The organism is Shewanella sp. cp20 (assembly GCF_000832025.1).
Lineage (GTDB): Bacteria > Pseudomonadota > Gammaproteobacteria > Enterobacterales > Shewanellaceae > Shewanella.
In genome coordinates this window covers 336,148-354,816 of sequence record NZ_JPII01000007.1, presented here as the reverse complement: position 1 = coordinate 354,816, position 18,669 = coordinate 336,148, and the positions used below count along the sequence as shown (strand labels likewise).

General features: G+C 52.4%; 18 protein-coding genes. 9 read left to right on the top strand and 9 right to left on the bottom strand.

Annotated features, from left to right (window positions below):
• Positions 1-76 precede the first annotated feature (76 nt).
• Both DB48_RS01895 and DB48_RS01890 read right to left on the bottom strand, forming a co-directional pair.
• Positions 77-457: a hypothetical protein gene (locus tag DB48_RS01895; protein WP_041508620.1), complete on the bottom strand. Its 381-nt coding sequence runs from the start codon at positions 455-457 to the stop codon at positions 77-79.
• Between the two features lie 11 nt (positions 458-468).
• The gene (locus DB48_RS01890) at positions 469-774 is read right to left on the bottom strand and encodes a monooxygenase (protein ID WP_041508619.1); all 306 of its coding nucleotides are present in this window, start codon (positions 772-774) and stop codon (positions 469-471) included.
• Between the two features lie 171 nt (positions 775-945).
• Between DB48_RS01890 and DB48_RS01885 the strand changes: the two genes are divergently transcribed.
• The 4 genes from DB48_RS01885 to DB48_RS01870 all read left to right on the top strand — a co-directional run bounded on the left by DB48_RS01885 (position 946) and on the right by DB48_RS01870 (position 4,353).
• The gene (locus tag DB48_RS01885; RefSeq protein WP_041508618.1) at positions 946-1,845 is read left to right on the top strand and encodes a LysR family transcriptional regulator; all 900 of its coding nucleotides are present in this window, start codon (positions 946-948) and stop codon (positions 1,843-1,845) included.
• 117 nt (positions 1,846-1,962) lie between these two features.
• Complete coding sequence (locus DB48_RS01880; protein WP_041508617.1) at positions 1,963-2,715, top strand: sporulation protein; 753 nt, start codon at positions 1,963-1,965, stop codon at positions 2,713-2,715.
• Positions 2,716-2,890: 175 nt separating this feature from the next.
• Entirely contained in the window at positions 2,891-3,496 is a 606-nt protein-coding gene (locus tag DB48_RS01875) for a DsbA family protein (RefSeq protein ID WP_041508616.1), read from the top strand.
• Positions 3,497-3,867: 371 nt separating this feature from the next.
• Positions 3,868-4,353, top strand: a complete 486-nt coding sequence (locus DB48_RS01870) for a hypothetical protein (protein WP_052813608.1) — start codon at positions 3,868-3,870, stop codon at positions 4,351-4,353.
• 101 nt (positions 4,354-4,454) lie between these two features.
• Here the strand turns inward: DB48_RS01870 and DB48_RS01865 are convergent, their stop codons facing one another.
• From DB48_RS01865 to DB48_RS01855, 3 genes are all read right to left on the bottom strand, one after another.
• Positions 4,455-6,641, bottom strand: coding sequence for an OsmC domain/YcaO domain-containing protein (locus tag DB48_RS01865; RefSeq protein WP_041508615.1), 2,187 nt, complete (start codon positions 6,639-6,641; stop codon positions 4,455-4,457).
• Between the two features lie 178 nt (positions 6,642-6,819).
• Positions 6,820-8,388, bottom strand: a complete 1,569-nt coding sequence (locus DB48_RS01860; RefSeq protein WP_041508614.1) for a sensor domain-containing diguanylate cyclase — start codon at positions 8,386-8,388, stop codon at positions 6,820-6,822.
• Between the two features lie 216 nt (positions 8,389-8,604).
• On the bottom strand, positions 8,605-8,838 hold the full coding sequence (locus DB48_RS01855; protein ID WP_041508676.1) for a hypothetical protein: 234 nt from the start codon (positions 8,836-8,838) through the stop codon (positions 8,605-8,607).
• A gap of 356 nt (positions 8,839-9,194) precedes the next feature.
• Here DB48_RS01855 and DB48_RS01850 point away from each other — a divergent pair, with 356 nt between their 5' ends.
• The gene (locus tag DB48_RS01850) at positions 9,195-10,097 is read left to right on the top strand and encodes a substrate-binding periplasmic protein (RefSeq protein ID WP_160290134.1); all 903 of its coding nucleotides are present in this window, start codon (positions 9,195-9,197) and stop codon (positions 10,095-10,097) included.
• A gap of 200 nt (positions 10,098-10,297) precedes the next feature.
• On the opposite strand, the gene DB48_RS01845 is transcribed toward DB48_RS01850, so the two are convergent.
• Both DB48_RS01845 and DB48_RS01840 read right to left on the bottom strand, forming a co-directional pair.
• Positions 10,298-11,125 carry a class II glutamine amidotransferase gene (locus DB48_RS01845; RefSeq protein ID WP_041508613.1) on the bottom strand — a complete coding sequence of 276 codons (828 nt, stop codon included), beginning with the start codon at positions 11,123-11,125 and terminating at the stop codon, positions 10,298-10,300.
• The gene (locus DB48_RS01840; RefSeq protein WP_041508612.1) at positions 11,110-12,063 is read right to left on the bottom strand and encodes an ATP-grasp domain-containing protein; all 954 of its coding nucleotides are present in this window, start codon (positions 12,061-12,063) and stop codon (positions 11,110-11,112) included. The genes DB48_RS01845 and DB48_RS01840 overlap by 16 nt, the downstream gene beginning before the upstream one ends.
• A gap of 204 nt (positions 12,064-12,267) precedes the next feature.
• Here DB48_RS01840 and DB48_RS01835 point away from each other — a divergent pair, with 204 nt between their 5' ends.
• Positions 12,268-14,058, top strand: a complete 1,791-nt coding sequence (locus DB48_RS01835; protein ID WP_041508611.1) for an N-acetylglutaminylglutamine amidotransferase — start codon at positions 12,268-12,270, stop codon at positions 14,056-14,058.
• 27 nt (positions 14,059-14,085) lie between these two features.
• Here the strand turns inward: DB48_RS01835 and DB48_RS01830 are convergent, their stop codons facing one another.
• Complete coding sequence (locus DB48_RS01830) at positions 14,086-14,655, bottom strand: SOS response-associated peptidase (RefSeq protein ID WP_041508610.1); 570 nt, start codon at positions 14,653-14,655, stop codon at positions 14,086-14,088.
• Positions 14,656-14,997: 342 nt separating this feature from the next.
• Here DB48_RS01830 and DB48_RS01825 point away from each other — a divergent pair, with 342 nt between their 5' ends.
• Positions 14,998-16,716, top strand: a complete 1,719-nt coding sequence (locus tag DB48_RS01825) for a hypothetical protein (protein ID WP_041508609.1) — start codon at positions 14,998-15,000, stop codon at positions 16,714-16,716.
• Positions 16,709-17,662, top strand: a complete 954-nt coding sequence (locus DB48_RS01820; RefSeq protein WP_041508608.1) for a hypothetical protein — start codon at positions 16,709-16,711, stop codon at positions 17,660-17,662. The genes DB48_RS01825 and DB48_RS01820 overlap by 8 nt, the downstream gene beginning before the upstream one ends.
• A 92-nt stretch (positions 17,663-17,754) precedes the next feature.
• Here the strand turns inward: DB48_RS01820 and DB48_RS01815 are convergent, their stop codons facing one another.
• On the bottom strand, positions 17,755-18,141 hold the full coding sequence (locus DB48_RS01815) for a ribosome recycling factor family protein (RefSeq protein WP_041508607.1): 387 nt from the start codon (positions 18,139-18,141) through the stop codon (positions 17,755-17,757).
• Between the two features lie 216 nt (positions 18,142-18,357).
• Here DB48_RS01815 and DB48_RS01810 point away from each other — a divergent pair, with 216 nt between their 5' ends.
• On the top strand, positions 18,358-18,606 hold the full coding sequence (locus DB48_RS01810) for a DUF3297 family protein (protein WP_011866839.1): 249 nt from the start codon (positions 18,358-18,360) through the stop codon (positions 18,604-18,606).
• Positions 18,607-18,669 lie beyond the last annotated feature (63 nt).

Below are 18,669 nucleotides of genomic sequence, written 5' to 3'. Positions count from 1 at the left end.
TTTGCGCCTGCACCCAGGCCTAACTCTATGTGGCGTACTCTACCCTGAGTCCGGCTGGATGTGAACCCGTCGAGGACTAGAGCACTCCCTGCTTGCGATATTGCAAAGCAGACAACATGGCCATTACGGCAAAGAAAACCGGGTCACTCCAGCCAAAACCGACAAATATTCCCTTCACCCCTGCATAACCTGTGATCAACACGCCTAGCAAGTTAGTCAGCAATAACGCCAGCATCAGCTTCTTCGCCACCTCTCCAGGCGTAACTTCTCTGAGCAACCAAGTAACCAGAGCCAAGCCACCCAAAAAGATGCTAGTATGCTGAGACAAGAAATAGGCATATTGATCCTGAATCTGCACCCCATAGAGAGGCCATACCTGCAACGGCAGGAAAAAGAGCACTATGGCAAACAGGCCGTATATGGTACCGTGCAGGCTCAAAAAAAACTTGTTCGTCATCTTGCAACTCCTTAGACCAAAGGTGCCCGGTTAATCGTCGACAGCGGCATATTGATATCAAACACCTGGCCACGAACGTCTTTAACACCCATTTCTTTAAGACGAGCACTGTGCATAGCCAAATATGCCCTTGCTGACGCTTCATCTTCAAAAAGATAAATGCCACCGCCTAACTTATCCTTCTCACTCTCAGTCCAGATTTTCCAAATCATCCCTGGCTCCTGATTGATTGATTCAGCCAGCCCGACTAACTGCTCGGCCATCTGCTGACCAAATGGTCCTTCAAATTCGAAATCCACCTGTAATAATTTACGCATAATCTCTCTCCAAATATGGTTCAACTCATTCACTCTGACAATCCAACCACCCTAAGGCCTTGGATTTTGGCAAACGCACCAGGCGTTTTCCGTCGATAAATGCCATAATACTCGTAAAATTTAGACATTAAAGTTCATAATATTGCGAGTTAATGTAGATAAAATAGACCAATGAAACTTAAGACCACCCTAGAACAGTGGCAAACGCTACTGGAGATAGATAAGGCGGGTAGCATTCAGGCTGCCGCACTGACCCTGAATAAGAGCCACACCACCTTAATCTATGCCGTAAAGAAACTTGAATCTCAGCTCGATCTGCCACTACTGCGCATCGAAGGGCGTAGGGCTGTACTCACCGACCAAGGCAAATCCCTGTTACGCCGGGCCAATGCCATGTTAGAACAGGCTAAAACCCTAGAGGAACTCAGTACCCAAGTCGCCAGCGGATTAGAATCGGAGCTTGTCGTTGCTATCGATCATCTCTGTGATCGTCGCTGGCTATTTCAGCCGATGCAGGCGTTTTTCACCGAAAATAGCGCCACCTCAATAAGGGTGGTCGAAACCTCGCTATCGAAGACGACTCAGATGGTGGTGGAAGAGCAGGCAGATATCTCAATCATCAACCTTCCCATCAAAGACTATCCTTCAGAGACCTTTGCCTTAGTCAAACTGTATCCCGTCGTCGCCAAACAGCACCCCCTCGCCTTAGTCTCCTCGCCGACAACGGCTGATCTCGCCATCAATCGTCAGATAGTCATTCGCGATCTAGGCGAAAAAAGTCAGCAGGATGTCGGCTGGCTAAAATCCAACCAGCGCATCACGGTAGAAAATTTCGACCACGCCTGGCAGGCGGTCACTGAAGGCCTTGGCTACTGCCGCATGCCTCACCATGTAATAGAGAGATACCAAGACCCAGATGTCATGGTACTCAACCTAGAGCACGCCCACAGCTACCAGGTTCCATTACATCTGACGCTTCCCAAGGGGGTGAAAACAGGACCTGCAGCCAAACACCTCTATCAGCTTCTGCTTGCTTCAGCGGCAGATCGAGACGGCCCAGTTTTCACCTGAAGGCAATTGCGAATAAACGCCAGCCTTAAGGCCGTCTCACCATTACAAACCCAGAGTTGCAGCACAAAACGGACAATGTTAGGGTCTGCGCGACTGATAAACCTTCAAGGAAAGAAAATGTTAAAGAAAATCTTAGCCAGTGTCGGCATAGGCAAGGCCAGCGTCGATACCATTTTGCTCGATGAGCAACTGCGCGCAGGAGAGCCCTTTCGCATCGAGGTGGTGATCACAGGCGGTGAAGTAGAACAGGAGCTCAATGGCCTGGAGTTTGCCATCATGGCCGAGGCCAAGGCGGAAAAAAGCGTCGGCGATGATGAGATAAAATACCACAAGAGCATGGTGCTGCAGAGCTGGAAGCCGATGCTGAAGCAGACCATAGCGCCGGGCGAGACCATCACACGTCAGTTTACTCTCAATCTGCATCCCGAGACGCCGGCCACCCGCCTCTTTGGACAACGCATCGGCAAAGTCTGGCTGCAGACAGGCCTGGATATCAAGAACGGTATCGACGGCAGCGATCAAGACCCGCTAACCATCTTGCCCTCACCCACCCAGCTGGCGGTGTTAGAGCTTATCGAGCAGGCGGGCTATCGCCTCTACAAGACGGATATCGAGGCGGGTTATATCCATGCTCGCGAGTTCGCCTCACACCTGCCCTGCTACCAGGAGTATGAGTTTAAGCCCGCGTCACACTCCTTCTTCGGTGCCAGGGAACTGGAGGTGAGCTTCGTCGACAACGGCGAGGAGACAGGTGTACTGATTGAGGTAGATCGCGCCTTCTTAGGCGACGGCTATCGCAGCATCGCCATCCCTAACGAATTGGACTCCGTAGAGGCGGTTCGTCCCTATGTGGAAGAACTGCTTTCATAATTGCGAGCGAATATGGCGGTCGTGGTAACTCATCAAGCACGATCGCCGTAACAAGAGTCGCCGTAACAAGAGTCGCCATAACCAGAGCCACCACAGCACTCAATAAGCTGTTATCAATTCAATGCCTATACACCATGATAGTATGCATACTATTTCGACAGAGAATCGGCCCGATATGAATAAGCTGTATTATGTTTACGACCCCATGTGCTCCTGGTGCTGGGGATTCAAGCCCACCTGGGCGAAAATCGAGCAGGCGCTATCGGGCGAGATTGAGATAGTTTATCTGCTTGGCGGACTCGCGCCAGATAGCGACCAACCTATGCCGATAGCAATGCAGCAGCAGATCGCCGCGTATTGGCGTAGAATCGAGGCCCTGCTAGGCACAGAGTTTAATCATGAGTTTTGGGCGCTCAACACGCCAAGGCGAGCGACCTATCCCGCCTGCAGGGCCATACTGGCCGCCCGCGCTCAACAAGCCGAAACCGAGATGCTAACCGCCATACAAGAGGCCTACTATCTTAAGGCGCGTAACCCGAGTGACGATGACGTGCTGAGCGATTTAGCCAACAAACTGGGGCTGGATGAGGCCAAATTCAACGCCGACTTACGCCATGAAGCGACCCAGCAGGCCCTATTGGCCGAAATCCAATTTGCACGCTCCATCGGTGGCAATAGCTTACCCTCCCTGTTTGTACAGAGCCCTGCTGGCATCACGCCAATCACCATAGATTACCAGCACGCCGACACCTGTATTGAGCAGATAAAACATGCCCGATAGCGCAAATTAGCGAAAACAAATTAAAACGGACTTTATCCCAAGCTCTAATCTTATATTTGTCCCGAAAGGCGAATCTTGAGATTCGCTTTTTCGCCTAAATCTCTATGCCCTCGGCGCAGGCACGGTCAAAGTCACTGTCACAGGCGCTGTCATAGACACAGTCATCGGCACTGGCACTAGCACCTAATCGATAAATCGCGTAAAATATCGCCGCCTAATTTATAGGCCAAACATTTAATAAATAGACAAAACAGAAGCCCTTAGCAGGGTATAACAGAAGCCCTTAGCGGGGCATAACAAAAGCCCTTAGCAGGGCATAACAAAAGCCCTTAGCAGGGAAATGGCTAAGGCTAACCACTTAAGGACGAGTCATGGACCCTATCTCCCAGCTGTTTGCCGCCTATCTGGAAATGGTCAGCAGCAACATTGTCGCCAGCTATGAAGATGCCGCCAACACCCGTGTGGTCAGTCAGCGCCTGGTGTATGAAGACACCCCTATCGGCTTTCAGCATCAGCTGTGGCGAATCCGAGATAACAGTGTCTGCGCCGACATCAAACAGGATGTCACCCAATATGCCTACTGCACCCGCAAGGCCAAGCACATGTTCGCCAGTCTGTGTCAGCAGCTCTCGGGGCGTGACGATCTCAATCAGCACGGCAGGCGCCTGTCGACCATGTACTGTAACGCCTCCCTCAGCTTTAAACCTATGATCGCCCACATAGGCGAGCCAAGTTCACGCTCCGAGCAGCAACGGGCGCAGAAGCGTTGTAACGAGTTGATCCTCAAGGCGATGCAGGACAAGCGCCCCGAAGTGCAGCAACAAAAGGCGGCCGCCTGCGCCAAGGCAAACGGCTAGCCGCTCGACTAATCGACACCCAAAAGCGAGCACCAAACAGCAAGCACAAAAAAGCGAGCATTTAGGCTCGCTTTTTAGCTCATTAAATAGAAGAAAACCGGCTAGATACCCGCTTTTAACTTACGCGCCTGATGCAGCTTCTTGTAGCTCTCGATGAGACGCAGGTGCGGCTCTATGCCTTCCAGCGCCATGCTGGTCTCGGTCAGGCCAGAGAAACGAATCTCGCCGGTCACCGAACCTACCACCTGCTCCATCACATCCTGTCCAAACATGCGGGTGAAGTTATGAATGAAGTGCTCGAGTTCAAGATCTTCATCTAAGGTCACCTCGAGTACGGCGTTCATCGCCTGATAGAAGAGGCCGCGCTCCACAGTGTTGTCGTTGAACTGCAGGAAGTCTTCCACCAGCTCCAGCGCCTCTTCGTGAGCGCCCAGGGCCAGATAGATGAGGATCTTCAACTCGATAATGGTCAGCTGTCCCCAGACGGTGTTTTCATCGAACACGATACCGATCAGGGTACGGATATCCGTGTAGTTATCCAGTTGGCTGTCTTCCAGACGATTGACCAGATCGGCCAGTTCATCGTCGCTCAGGCGATGCAGGTTGAGGATATCTTCGCGGTAGTCCAGCGCCTTGTTGGTGTTATCCCAGATGAGATCGTCGACAGGATAAACCTCAGAATAATCAGGCACCAGGATACGACAGGCCGATGCCCCCAGCTCTTCGAACTCGGCGACATAGACCTCCTTACCCAGGGTTTCCAGAATGCCGAACAGCCCCTTGGCCTCCTCCTCGTTGCTGCCGGAGAAGTCCCACTCGCAGAACGCATAATCCGCTTTGTTGCTGAAGAAGCGCCAGGAGATCACCCCGGTCGAGTCGATGAAGTGCTCGACGAAGTTTTCCGGCTCGCTCACCGCCATACTGTTGAAGGTCGGCTTAGGCACATCGTTGAGTCCCTCGAAGCTGCGGCCCTGTAGCAGCTCGGTCAGGCTGCGCTCCAGTGCCACCTCGAAGCTTGGGTGCGCGCCGAAAGAGGCGAACACGCCGCCCGTCTTAGGATTCATCAGGGTCACACACATCACGGGGAACTGCCCCCCTAAGGAGGCGTCTCTCACCACCACGGGGAAGCCTTGCTCCTCAAGCCCCTTGATGCCGGCCAGTATGCTGGGGTACTTCTCCAGCACAGACATGGGCACATCCGGCAGCACTATCTCTTGCTCGATGATCTGCCGCTTCACCGCACGCTCGAAGATCTCCGATAGACACTGCACCTCGGCCTCCTGCAGGTTGTTGCCCGCACTCATACCGTTGCTTAAAAACAGGTTCTCGATCAGGTTCGAGGGGAAATAGACTGTCTCACCATCGGAGCGACGCTTGTAAGGAATGGTGCAGATACCGCGCTCGATATTGCCCGAGTTAGTGTCGATCAGGTGTGAGCCGCACAGCTCGCCATCCGGGTTATAGATGGCCAAGCTGTAGTCGTCCAGCATCCCTTCTGGCAGCGAGTCGTCATCGGTCAGGGCAAACCACTTCTCGTTAGGGTAGTGAACAAAATCACTATTGGCGATATCCAGGCCGAAGAACTGATCGTTGTAGAAGAAGTTACAGTTCAGACGCTCGATAAACTCACCCAGGGCCGAGCAGAGGGCACTCTCCTTGCTCGCGCCCTTACCATTGGTGAAGCACATAGGCGAGGCCGCATCACGGATATGCAGCGACCAGACGTTAGGCACTATGTTACGCCAGGAGGAGATCTCTATCTTCATTCCCAGATCGGCTAACAGGCCAGTCATGTTGGCGATGGTCTGTTCCAGCGGCAGATCTTTACCCAGAATATAGGTGCTGGTGTCACCATCAGGCTGGCCCATCAACATGGCGTTGGCATCGGCGTCTAAGTTTTCCACCGTCTCAATCTTAAACTCGGGGCCGGTCTGCACCACCTTCTTAACCGTACAACGGTCGATGGAGCGCAGGATCCCCTCTCGATCTTTGTCCGAGATGTCGTCGGGCAGCTCTACCTGGATCTGGAAGATCTGGTTGTAGCGATCCTCTGGGTCGACAATATTGTTCTGCGACAGGCGGATGTTGTCGGTGGGAATATCACGGGCCTTGCAGTAGACCTTAACGAAATAGGCGGCGCACAGGGCGGACGATGCCAGGAAGTAATCAAAGGGACTAGGCGCCGAGCCATCACCCTTGTAACGGATCGGCTGATCGGCGGTAACGGTAAAGTCGTCGAACTTGGCTTCGAGTCTAAGGTTATCGAGAAAATTAACTTTGATTTCCATGGGGTGCTTTCCACTGCGCTGCAACGCCCTGAGGCCCAACAGGCTATTTTTGAGAATGAAACAATTGAGGGGAATTATCGGTGTTTTTACCCCATTAGTCTTGGGTTAATTACCGAAAAAGGCCAAATGGCCGGAATTAATGCCAAAGACGGCGCCTAAGCGCCGCCTTTGGACCCATCTAGGGCATCTGCTGATTCTTCTGTCCCATCTTGTGTTCATACATCAGGCTGTCGGCACGCTCTATGATGCTGTCCACATCGTCGGTCTCATGCAGCAGCTGAGTACAGCCAAAGCTTAGGCTCCAGGCCTTACCTGTCTTACCCAGTCCCATCACGCCATAAGCGGCCTGAATTCGCTCCATGATATCGTTGGCACATCTGCCGTCACAGTCCACAAAGACGATCAGAAACTCATCGCCGCCGATACGTGCGGCAAAGTCACCGTTGCGGATCGACATGTTGATCACCTCGGCCACGCCCCTGAGCAGATCGTCTCCCGCCTCATGACCATGCAGATCATTGGTCTTCTTCAGATCGTTCACATCGATAAAGCTCACCGCCAGATCGGACTTTTGGCGTCGACTTTGGCTGATGTTCTTGCCCAGATACTCTATGATGGCGCTGCGATTATACAGGCCTGTCAGGGCATCGTGACGGGCATCGAAGGTCAGCTGGCTAAACAGACGCTGCTGCTCGACCTGAGAGCTGGCCAGCTTGTAGGCCAGGAAGACAAACATGGGGGACACCAACAAGAAGGCGATCAGCGCGCTGTTGTTGAGATTCTGCTGAGTGGCCAGAATCTTACTCTCGGGCACGAACATAACCAGATAGGCGCTCTCCTTATTCACTATGGTAAACAGCGAATCCGGCGCCATCTGAAAGCGGCTGAAATAATACTCGCCATCGTCCGTCACGACCTTGCCCAGCTCCGCCTGTTGCATCTTGCGCCAAGCCACTGGGTGGTCATCACCAAACTTAATCTGCTCACGCTCGGGGAACATGAAGCGCCACTCCTTATCGGCTTGATCTGCCATAAGGTAGAAGCCTTTACCGTTAAGCAGATAGGCCTTGTCATGTTCATGCACATTCAACTCTTCGATGATCTGCAACAGGTCTTTACCCTGATAGTTGATCACTCCTGCACCGATAAAGTCCCCGGCCGGGCCATAGATAGGCGTGGCGAAACGTATGGTGGGCTTAAAGGGCAGCTCCACCTCACCATGCTCGACATTGAGGTCGAAGGGCGAGGCATAGATCTCCTGCGGCCTGAGCCCGGCAAGCTCGCGGAAATAATATCTGTCCGCCTTATTCTGCAGCGCCTCGTCCGGCACCAGGTAAAGGCTGTCGTCCCGCAGTTGATCGATGCGGATCACCTCATCGCCCTCATCACTGAGTAGGCGGATCTGATCATAATGTTTGTAGAGGTTACCGATCTGGAACATCAGCGAGGTAAGGTAACGCTTGGCCTGAGGGTCTTTATCTTGCAAGGTCGAGATGGCCAGCTCACTGTGGGCATAATAGGCCAAGTCCGTTCCCACGATATTCAGCTCGGCAAGCAGGTTTGCCTGCATGTTGCCAAGCTCGGCATATTGGCGCATCTCCCGCTGTTTGGCGATATTGTTGCTGGACGTCAGGTAGACAATCGCCAACACGGCAGACAGGAACAACAGGAGCAGCAAGGAATAGAGCATGCTCTTCTTGTACTTGGCGGAGGTCAGGTTATATTCCTGAAGATCATCTCTATACATAACAGCGATACGTTTATAGTCATCCAGATTAAAAAGAAGGCCTGCTCGGCAGGCCTATTTGAGCCTAGTATAAATTACCTTGCCTTTCAAAACCTTAACCTTGTGTTAAAAACTGAGTTTTAATTCAGCATTTGCTAACTATAGATAAGAATCGGCCGTTAGCTGGCCATGGCCCTAAGTACAGTCAGCTTGTACCAATACAATAGCTAATCCGACTCAATCATCCTGCCTGTCGGTCTCACGCTTTACCAGGATAAAGGTGAGATACATCTTGGTGGGTAGCGATAACACCATGCCGAAGGCCACACAGACGGCGCTGATGATAATACCCGTCACCCCCATGGCCTCCATGGTGTCGCTAAAGTTATGCAGATAGATCCCGAGCGCGATCAAGCAAAGCCCGATAAAGATACAGGTCTTTAACAGCCGAATAAGCTTGGCATCCGTCAGTTCTCCCATAGCGGCCTTATCCCCATACCTGCATCGCAAAGCATTAAACCTAACTAATATACTAAGCACTTATAGGCGCCATATTGACCAGGATCATAAGAAAGCCTCTGAGCCCCAGCTAAAGGCTCTGGCTGGAAGAAGCTAAAGGCTCTGGCTGGAAGAAGCTAAATGCAAAGACTAGGCTTACAGAGGCGGCTCACCCTTTGCCCAGGCACTAACTTGATAGCATCGAATCACGCGAGCGCCAGTAACCACAGTGATCGACCAGGCATTCGACTACCTAGCCAGCCATAGTTCGAACAGAAAGTAGTACGAACAAAAATAGTCTGAATAAAAACAGTGCGAACAAAAATAGCGTGAACAGAAAAATACTCTTACTCATATTGCTGTTAACCCCGCCTTGGCAAGCCTGGGCGCAAGCCGACGCTTCCCTATGTCCAACGCCGTTGAACGTCGGTTTCAACGACTGGGCGCCCTACTCCTGGACAGCTCCACAGGGCGAGGTACTCGGCCTGGACGTCGAGATGCTCTCCTTGGTCGCTCGGCAGCTGGGTTGTCGCCTCAACTTCATCAAGATGCCAGCCAAACGCGCCCACCAGATGTTACAAACCGGCATGCTAGACATCATAATGGGTGCCAGCTATACCGATGAAAGAGCCAACTACGCTTACTTTTCAAATAGCTATCGTAGTGAAGAGGTCAAACTCTTCGTGAAGGCGGAGAGAGCCGAGCAGATAAACGTCGAAAAGTGGCAAGATATCTTTAGCCAACAACTTAAATTATTGGCCCCCTTCTATGGCTGGTATGGCCCCGACTACCAGGCCTCAAAAGATACCCTGTCACATCAAGGCCTGCTGGTACTGAGCCCAAACACTAATCAGTCGATCCAGATGCTGGCCTATGACAGAGGCGATATCCTGATTGGCGATGCCATGGCCCTGCCTTATACGGCCAATCAATCCCATGGCGTGGTGCTCTCGCCACTCAGTCTCTTGGTCGACAGCAACCAGATCCACTTCATGTTCAGTAAGCAGGCAAACCATTTGCCACTGGTCAGCGCCGTCAATCAGGCCATCGACACTCTCTCCCACCAGGGGGCATTAGCCAAAGTGATGATGAAGTGGCAACAAACCTCGCTGGCACACACCCAGGAACACACAGATCACCCTCCTACCCAGCCAGAATCAAAGCCGCGCCCCGATGGCGCATTAGTCCCCCAGGCGCAGGAGATAGGCCTCACAGCCGCTAACGGCTGGTGATAGACAAGGGGATGTCAAGTGAACTCTAGGTTTATGACTCGGCAAGGGCTAAAGCGAATAGAACAGGCTTTTCGGTATTTAGCCTAGGTCCGCTTTTGCTGAAGGTAATAGTTTAAATCAGATGGATATCTCAGCCATAGCACTGGCGAGAGTGCTTCAGGTAAGCCCTCACTGTGAAACTGTAAAATGGGGACGCCTCATCATAAGAAGGCTTCACTGGTCACCCGATTCTCTTCGATAATGGTAAAGGTATTAGCTGGAATCGGTTTCCACTTCTCACTGGCCTTATCTAAGGGTTCGGAAACCACCACGATACTCCCCTGCGGCATCAGCTCGAATTGATCATCAAAATCTTGAATACACTCGGTATCCGACGAGTAGAACTGGGTCATAGCCTCCTCATTATGGGAGAACCTCAGCGTATATAGCCTGTCCCCATCGGAGAGGGCGCAAGAGAGGTTTAACACGCCCTTAGGATTAACCCGCTCTAGCGCCACCAGCACCCGCTCGACCATTTTTTGCAACGCCAACTTGGGGGTCTGCTGCAAACCATAGCTAAGGGCTAACATGAAGAAGGTCTCGCTATCTGTGGTGCCCCTCAGATAAGGAAACAGCTCGGGGGCGATATCCAACTGGAGTTCACGGCGGATCTTCTCAAAATCACTCACATGACCATTATGCTGAAACAGCCAGTTCTCGAACTGAAATGGATGGCAATTGGTACGCTGTACATCGCCTGTGGTAGTCGCCCGAATGTGGGCAAAGAAAATATGCGACTCCACCTGATGACAGAGGTTTTTAAGATTCTCATCATGCCAGGCGGGCTTATCATCCCTAAATACGCCGGGCTCGACCCGTCGGTTGTACCAGCCGATACCGAACCCATCACCATTGGTGCTTAACAAGACGCCTGCGGGGCTGATATTCAATTCACTGTTCAGGCTCTGTGCCACCAAGGAGTGACTAGGCTGAGTCACTAAGGTATCTAAGAATATAGGGCGACCCGAATAGGCTAGCCATCGGCACATAGTAAGCCTCCCTCACGCCGCACCAACTTGGCAGACAAGCTTTGCTGCCGATAGAAGCCCTTAGCCTCACCCAAGGTATAATCGATAATCGCGGCGGCAATGTTACAGTCGGTGACATTTTCCAGTCCCTGTTTACCGGTAAAGTCGGGGGAAACATTGATCTCGAGCAGCAAGGGGCCTCGCGACGAGCGGACAAAATCAACCCCGGCGATATTGACGCCAATGCTTTGGGTCGCCCTTAGAACCACCTCTTCCTCTTCTGGCGTCAACACCACTGCGGCGGAGTGAGCCCCTAAGGAGACATTGGCTCTAAAGTCATCATCCTGAGACACTCTTTGCATCGCGGCAACCACACAATCCCCCACCACGAAGGCTCGTATATCTTGCCCGGCCGCCTCAGCAATAAACTCCTGGATCTGATAGCTAACGCCCGCCAGAGAGAAGGTCTTACACAGGTTGTCGACCTCCTTTTTAGTTTTAGCTAAAAATACTCCCGTGCCCTCTGTACTCTCGATCAGCTTCACCACCAAGGGGAGCTTAAGATGGCCAACCAGACTCTCCAAATACTCTGGCGTATAGGCGATAGCCGTGGCAGGAAATGGCAGCCCCTTACTCAATAGATATTGCAAACATTTAAGCTTATCCCGGCCGAGTCGCAGGGCCTCTGGCGACTCACTGACATAGATCCCGGCGCAGATAAACTGCTGCAAAATATTGATACCAAAATCGGTATAGGAGACGTTAAGCCTTGGGATTACAATATCAAAATGATTCGTAATCAATTCATTTTGATAATAAATTTCTGGTTTATCTGGAAGTAATTCGATACTCAGTTGCCGCAGATCGAGCAAAAAGGCGTCATGTCCCTTGGCGCGAGCTACTTCAACCAATCGATTGTCGTCATCAACCTGATTAGTTGTCAGAATAGCTATTTTCATAAGTCCTTCAGTAGTTTTTAAATAAACAAATTTTCGACTTGTTTAAAAGTGTAGCAGCCTCATCTCAGATTGCTTCCGCAATTTCACTTCTAGTAAAACATTAAAATGATTCACTTCTTTTCGCTCATTTCACTTGAGAAGCCAGCGAGTTTTACTAAGGTAAATAGTTATAACTGATATTAATTTCATCTCACAGGAGTGACTATGTGCGGGATTGCCGGAGAACTCTCATTTACCACTGCGCCCGAGGTTAACCAGGTCGCATCTATGCTGGATAAACTGGCCCCAAGAGGGCCAGATGGAGAGGGCCTCTACAGCCAAGGGCGATGCTGCCTGGGCCATAGGCGCTTAAAAATCATCGACCTGAGTGAGCATGGCGCCCAACCTATGGTCGACTCAGAACTTGGGCTTACTCTGGTATTTAACGGCTGCATCTACAACTACCGCGCATTACGTGCCGAACTCACCGAGCTGGGCTACCGCTTTTTCTCCCATAGCGACAGCGAGGTGATTCTCAAGGCCTATGCCCACTGGGGGCGGCAATGTATCGAAAAATTCAACGGCATGTTTGCCTTCGCCATCTATGAGCGGGATACGGGACGGCTGTTTATTGCCAGAGACAGGTTAGGAATTAAGCCCCTCTACTATCTCAATGATGGCCAGCGCTTGGTATTTGCCTCCAGCTTGCCGGCGCTCTTGCGTCACCCCGCCGCAGATACAGAGATAGATACCCAGGCCCTAAACCACTATCTCTGCTTTCGCGCCATCGTTGGCGATAAGACCTTATTTAAACAGATCCACAAGCTGGAAGCGGCGCACTGGATGACTGTAAGCGCCGACGGTGAGATTGACCGACAAGCTTATTGGCATCTCTCTCCGGGTTCCAGCCTGGAAGCGGAGACAGAGGAGAGCTGGTCTCAACAGCTCAAGGCCAAGCTGTTTGAGAGCGCCAAGCGCCGTTTGGAGGCTGACGTACCGGTAGGTGTCCTACTATCGGGCGGCGTAGATTCGTCGCTGATAGTCGGCCTGTTACACGAGCTGGGACAGAAAGAGATCCATACCTTCTCCATCGGCTTCGATGATGTGGCCGACGAGCTGGGCAATGAATTTAAATACTCGGATCTGATCGCCGAGCACTACCAGACTCAGCATCACAAGATAGTGGTCAGCCATAGTGAGTTGATCTCTCATCTGCCTGAGTGCGTAATGGCGATGTCTGAGCCCATGGTGTCTCATGATGTCATCGGCTTCTACCTGCTGTCTAAAACCGTTAGCCAACACGTTAAGGTGGTTCAGAGTGGTCAGGGAGCCGATGAGGTCTTTGCAGGCTATCACTGGTATCCTCCCATGGTCGATGCAGGCCAGGACAATGAGGCTCAAACCTATCAAGACGCGTATTTTTCCTGGCAATACCCTGAATATCGACAGCTCATCGCCGAACCACTGCTCGATGGCGATCATGCGGGGCAATATGTGCACGACTACTTTGCTCAATGCCCGGCGCAATTTGCCATCGATAAGACCCTGATGCTGGATACTCAGGTCATGCTGGTCGACGACCCCGTCAAACGGGTCGATAACATGACCATGGCCTTCGGACTCGAAGCCAGGGTGCCCTTCTTAGATCATGAACTGGTCGAACTGGCCAGCCGTATTCCCTTCGAACTCAAGCTTAAAGAGGGCGGTAAATACCTGCTCAAACAGGTGGCAAGAGAGCTCATCCCCCATCAGGTGATTGACAGACCCAAGGGCTACTTTCCTGTACCCGGCCTGCGTAACATGCAAGGCCCCTACTTAGCACTCGCCAAACAAGTTTTTGCCCGTCCCGAGGCTAGGACCAGAGGCATTTTCAACATGGACTACATAGACGCCATGCTCGAAACCCCTGATGCACAGCTGACCCGCTTTGGCTCTCGCCTCTGGCAGGTGACGCTACTAGAGCTCTGGTTACAGTTGCATCTTGATGAAGTCAGCTACCCCGCTGACACAAACTGAGCTAAGCCCAAACGCCCCGGGTGACAGCTAACAGCTGGTGATAGCCAAGGGGATGTCCGGCGAGCTCAGCAGTGCATCCAGTTCGTGGGGCGCAGCGCCAAACCAGAAGGCCAGCGCCTGCGGCTCGACAAGCAGCGGCATGCGGTGATGGTAAGGGGCGCAGCTGGCAATCGGCTGAGTGGTCAGGGTCACCAGGGCATGACCACCATCAAGCTGAGGATAGACTATCCCCGCCATCAACAGCGGTTGCCCGTCACGCCTCTGAAACAGATACTTCTGTTTAACAGCATTCGCCTGTTGCCACTCATACCAACCGTTACAGGGCACCACAACCCTGTGATGAGCAAACGCCTGGGCGAAGGTGCGTTTCTCTCTGACCGTCTCGGCCTGCGCGTTGATCAGCAGGCGTTTGGCCCAATCGGGTTTTATCCCCCAACTGGCATCGACCTGGTTTAGGGCCATGCCGTCGGATGCTAGAGTTGCCACCCGCTGGGTGGGCCTGAGATCCCTATTGGTCTCGCTGTGAAACTTGATCCCCAGCTGACCCGACACCCAGTCGCACAGGGGATCGCTAATCACATTGAGTCGGCCACACATGCTCTACTCCTTATTAGCTCTATTCCTTCTTAGCTCTATTCTTGCCGAGCTGCTTATTGTTTATTGAGCCAAGCCCATTTGTCCAAGGCTTAAATGTAAACCTTGCAAGGGCCAAGTTAAAACACCGGGCTGTCGCTGTCCAATCCCGCTTTCGGCTGGGTGCTCAAAGACAAACTTGTTAATCTTCTGTGATTAATCACACACTTAGGTGGATGCTTAGGTTTCTTTTCCCCTCCGCTATAGGTATAGTTTTTAACAAAAGTAACCCCAGTTCGTGGCGCACCGACTCAATCACTCGGCCCAACCGCGCCATGACACCTCAGCTCGGACACGGAAGCGACAATGATAAAACTGATCATTCTTGGCTGTTTTGTGGCATGGATGTTTATTCGCAAGCTCAGCAAGTCTAAACCCGACTCGATTTGGCGACTCAAGCTAAGACGCCTGACCCGCTACCTCATGCTTGGCGCCGTCGCCTGGTTTGTGGTGATCGCGTTTGGCTCGGTGAAATACCAGATCTACACAGACAAGATATACACCTACAAGAGCAAGGTGCAAACCGTGTTCGCCTGGGAAGAGAACCGCCTACTGCCCATCAAGGCATTAGCCAAGCCCGTGCTACTGTCGCTGGACTATCAAACCAGCTTTCCCATGAGTCAGGCCACCGAGAAGTCCCTCAGCAAGCAATATCCCTACGAGCCACGTTTTCAGGGGATAAGCAAGTTCTTAGGCACCTTGTTGCTGCTTGTCTGGCTCACCGCCTATCTGTCTCGCCATCGCCATACCGATAAGCGCTGGCAGGAGGCCGTCGCCAGCGACACCAAGGCTGGCTACCGCGACTTCTTAACCTGGGCGCGCAGCAATCCCCTCAGGCGTGCCCACTGCACCGGCATGCTCAAGAAGGCGGATATCGCCATGCAGTCTATCGACCAGCGCGGACGCCTGAAACTCGAGATGTACCGCAAGGGTTGGGCCGAACGCGGACTCAACGCCGAGTTTCTCGACATGCTACATAAGGTGATCAAGGCGGGTCATTCACAGATCAGCATCAAGGCTGCCCATATGCCCTGCACTAAAACGGCGGCCGAGATCGAAGACATTAACATGCTCGTCTCTGGCTGGAGTGGCCTAGACCCGCAGCTGTTCATGCAACGCTATTACGCAAATCGCAAGGCGCGCGCCGAGCGAAAAGCCGAGCCCGATGCCTTTGAGGCGCAGCTACTCAAGACCCCGGAACACCTGCGCTTCACCTATCCTGAGCCTCATGTTGCCGGTAGGCTACTGGAGAAGCAGCTTGCCAGCGTACTCAACCAAGGCAAGAAACGCTTTCTTGGCGATGAATTATTACAGTTCACCCCACACAGCGAGATAGGCCTTAAGCAGCCTGAGGTAAGGCTCGAATTCAGCTATATGCAGTCCCTCAATGCACAGCAGGGTAATCGTGCATCGGGTGTCTGGACCGGAGAGCTCAAGCACAAGACGATCACCATGGGTGACACCCAATATCCTGGCGGCAACATGCTCTGGCTGGTATTTGGTTTGGTGTTTGAGTGGCGCCTGATTATCGATGGCGTAGAGGTCAACAAAGGAGAATATAAGTGCTATCCAGACTCCAATATCTGTAACGTTAGCCGCCCGACCAAACAGAATATGCCGGAGAAAGCGGAAATCGAGAGACATATCTTCGATGTGGTCGCGCTTTCCAACATCAGCTCGCTATTCGCCCAGATGATGGGCATCAGCGAGGAGAAAATTAACCAACATACCATAGAGCTGAGCAACCAGACCGCCTTCGAAGCCAAGCGCCAAACCCAGGCCTCTAACCAGCTGGCCGACAAGCTCGAAGATGCCCTCAGGGGTGAGGCTTTAGACGAGCTGATCAAGAGCAGCGGCGAAGAACTCTATAAGCAAAACAAAGAGATGGTCGATGCGGTCATTCGTGACTATATCGTCAATCACGGCGACACAGACACAGTATTGATGGTTATCGACCTACTTGGCGAAGCCGCCCCGGAACTGGCCGCTAGCCTGCTGCAGATCATCGGAGGTTCAGATGAATAAATGGATTTTACCATGCTGTGCGGCGCTGCTACTTATCCTCGCCCCCGAGGTCGCCCACGCCGATCTGAAACAGAAGATCAAAGACAAGATAGAAGATGGCATCTTCGAGGCCTTCGCCGGTGAACTGGCCAAGCTACCTGGACTGTCACACCTGATAGCCCAGGTGGAAGGTAACCAGTATCAACTGATAAGTACCAACAAGAATGCAGGCCTACTGGTTCTGGGCCGCAACAGCAATCTCGACAATGCAACCCTGTCTACCCGTGCCAACGGCGCAGGTTTTGAGATCAGCCGTCAAGCCTACCTGGCCCCCGGTACCTATTGGCTCAAGGCCAGCCCCAAGGATAAGAAGAAGCAGGCCATCTCCCGCAAGGTCTATGTTCAGGCCAAACGTCGCAGCCAGGTGACCCTCACCTTCTGGGAGAAGGGACGCAAGACCTTCCCGCTGGAGATAGTGACCCAGCCGACCTCGGCTAAGGTCAGGGTGATGAACATAGGGCCTAAATATGAGTTCGGCATGCCCCTCAGACCCGGAGACTACCTGCTTGAGGTGAGCGACAAGGGCTATAAAACCCGCAAGCTTAAGGTGAGACTGGACCACAACCAGAATCAGTTTGGGATCAGCCTACAGCCGCTGAGTGGCAAGAAAGTCACAGCGGCAAAAGACGACACAACCAATACGGATACAGGCGCGGATACAGATGCGGACAGAGGCGCGCAGAGCCACAAGCCGAGCCAAACCGCAGGTGACCAGGCGGCAAAATCTGGCGATGCCAAACAAGATGGCGAAACAGACAAGGCCAAGAAGAAACCTTCGACCACCATAGAGGTGATCGTCTGGGTGCTGATGATAGGTGGCTTTATCGGTTTCTGCTGGCTCACCTATAAATTGTTCACCTTTATTTTTACCCTGATGGGCACGGCCTGGCGCAAGCTGAGCGCCTAGCCTATTCTCATCGAATCGCGTAATGACTCATCTTAAAAGAAGGGGGATGGCCAGCCTGGCAATCCCCCTTCTTTTTTGTTTAAAAACAGAGCTTAACTGTCGGCCTCAAATCTTGCTTGGCGAGCCTCAATGATAGTGCACTGGGTCTGCTCCATCAGCTCCCCCAGGGTGATACCTGGGGTCTCTCGGATCATACGCACCAACTTCACCTCCAGGGGTTCTAACTTATCGGCATGCGGCAGTAGGCCCGCCTCCAGCTTAGCAATCAGATAGGGCGCCATAACGGGCTGACACTGCTTGAGTGCCTGGGTAAAAGATTGCACATCAACCGCCCCGCCCGCCAGCTGCCAATTACGTGAGCGTCGTACCCGCTTCAGGCTGCAGCCAAAATCGTCGGCTAAGGTCTGCGCCTGTGTCACCTTCTCGCGACCGATTCGATGAATCAGCGAGGGTAAGGCGATGACGATCGCTTCGTTCATGGCGGCAATGTCCTCGGGCTAAAGCCTCAACTTAACCTTAGTGCTTAGAGTGAAGCGCTAATGCTTAAAATGAATCGTGAGCGCCTGAAATTAGGCAGGAATGAGCGCCATTCTTCCAGCCCAAAGCCAAAAACTCAAGGCGGGTGTTATTCGCTTGAGCCCATAACCAGTATTGCCTACAATAGCGCACAACTTATTTGATTGAAGATAACCACTATGACTGACACTAAATCACTACCTGCATTGCCCGATCGCCTATCTGTCAATCCACGTAGCCCACACCATGTGGCCGACTACTTCGAGCATGACATCGGCATTCTTGTAAACGGCAAAGAGCGCTTCAACGTCGAAGAATATTGCATCAGTGAAGGCTGGGTGAAGATCCCTAGCCCTAAGGCCCTGGACCGTCACGGCCAACCACTAATGATGACAGTTAAAGGCACCATCGAAGCCTTCTACAAGTAGTCGCTATCAAATAGTCGCCATCGGCCGCCAGCTTTAATCAAGCAAGGCAACAGGCTGAGACAA

Coding starts and splice junctions, on each gene's coding strand:
- DB48_RS01895 (WP_041508620.1), bottom strand. CDS start 457: ATGACGAACAAGTTTTTTTTGAGCCTGCACGGTACCATATACGGCCTG.
- DB48_RS01840 (WP_041508612.1), bottom strand. CDS start 12,063: ATGAAAATAGCTATTCTGACAACTAATCAGGTTGATGACGACAATCGA.
- DB48_RS01870 (WP_052813608.1), top strand. CDS start 3,868: ATGGACCCTATCTCCCAGCTGTTTGCCGCCTATCTGGAAATGGTCAGC.
- DB48_RS01890 (WP_041508619.1), bottom strand. CDS start 774: ATGCGTAAATTATTACAGGTGGATTTCGAATTTGAAGGACCATTTGGT.
- DB48_RS01825 (WP_041508609.1), top strand. CDS start 14,998: ATGATAAAACTGATCATTCTTGGCTGTTTTGTGGCATGGATGTTTATT.
- DB48_RS01835 (WP_041508611.1), top strand. CDS start 12,268: ATGTGCGGGATTGCCGGAGAACTCTCATTTACCACTGCGCCCGAGGTT.
- DB48_RS01865 (WP_041508615.1), bottom strand. CDS start 6,641: ATGGAAATCAAAGTTAATTTTCTCGATAACCTTAGACTCGAAGCCAAG.
- DB48_RS01885 (WP_041508618.1), top strand. CDS start 946: ATGAAACTTAAGACCACCCTAGAACAGTGGCAAACGCTACTGGAGATA.
- DB48_RS01875 (WP_041508616.1), top strand. CDS start 2,891: ATGAATAAGCTGTATTATGTTTACGACCCCATGTGCTCCTGGTGCTGG.
- DB48_RS01810 (WP_011866839.1), top strand. CDS start 18,358: ATGACTGACACTAAATCACTACCTGCATTGCCCGATCGCCTATCTGTC.
- DB48_RS01820 (WP_041508608.1), top strand. CDS start 16,709: ATGAATAAATGGATTTTACCATGCTGTGCGGCGCTGCTACTTATCCTC.
- DB48_RS01815 (WP_041508607.1), bottom strand. CDS start 18,141: ATGAACGAAGCGATCGTCATCGCCTTACCCTCGCTGATTCATCGAATC.
- DB48_RS01860 (WP_041508614.1), bottom strand. CDS start 8,388: ATGTATAGAGATGATCTTCAGGAATATAACCTGACCTCCGCCAAGTAC.
- DB48_RS01845 (WP_041508613.1), bottom strand. CDS start 11,125: ATGTGCCGATGGCTAGCCTATTCGGGTCGCCCTATATTCTTAGATACC.
- DB48_RS01830 (WP_041508610.1), bottom strand. CDS start 14,655: ATGTGTGGCCGACTCAATGTGATTAGCGATCCCCTGTGCGACTGGGTG.
- DB48_RS01880 (WP_041508617.1), top strand. CDS start 1,963: ATGTTAAAGAAAATCTTAGCCAGTGTCGGCATAGGCAAGGCCAGCGTC.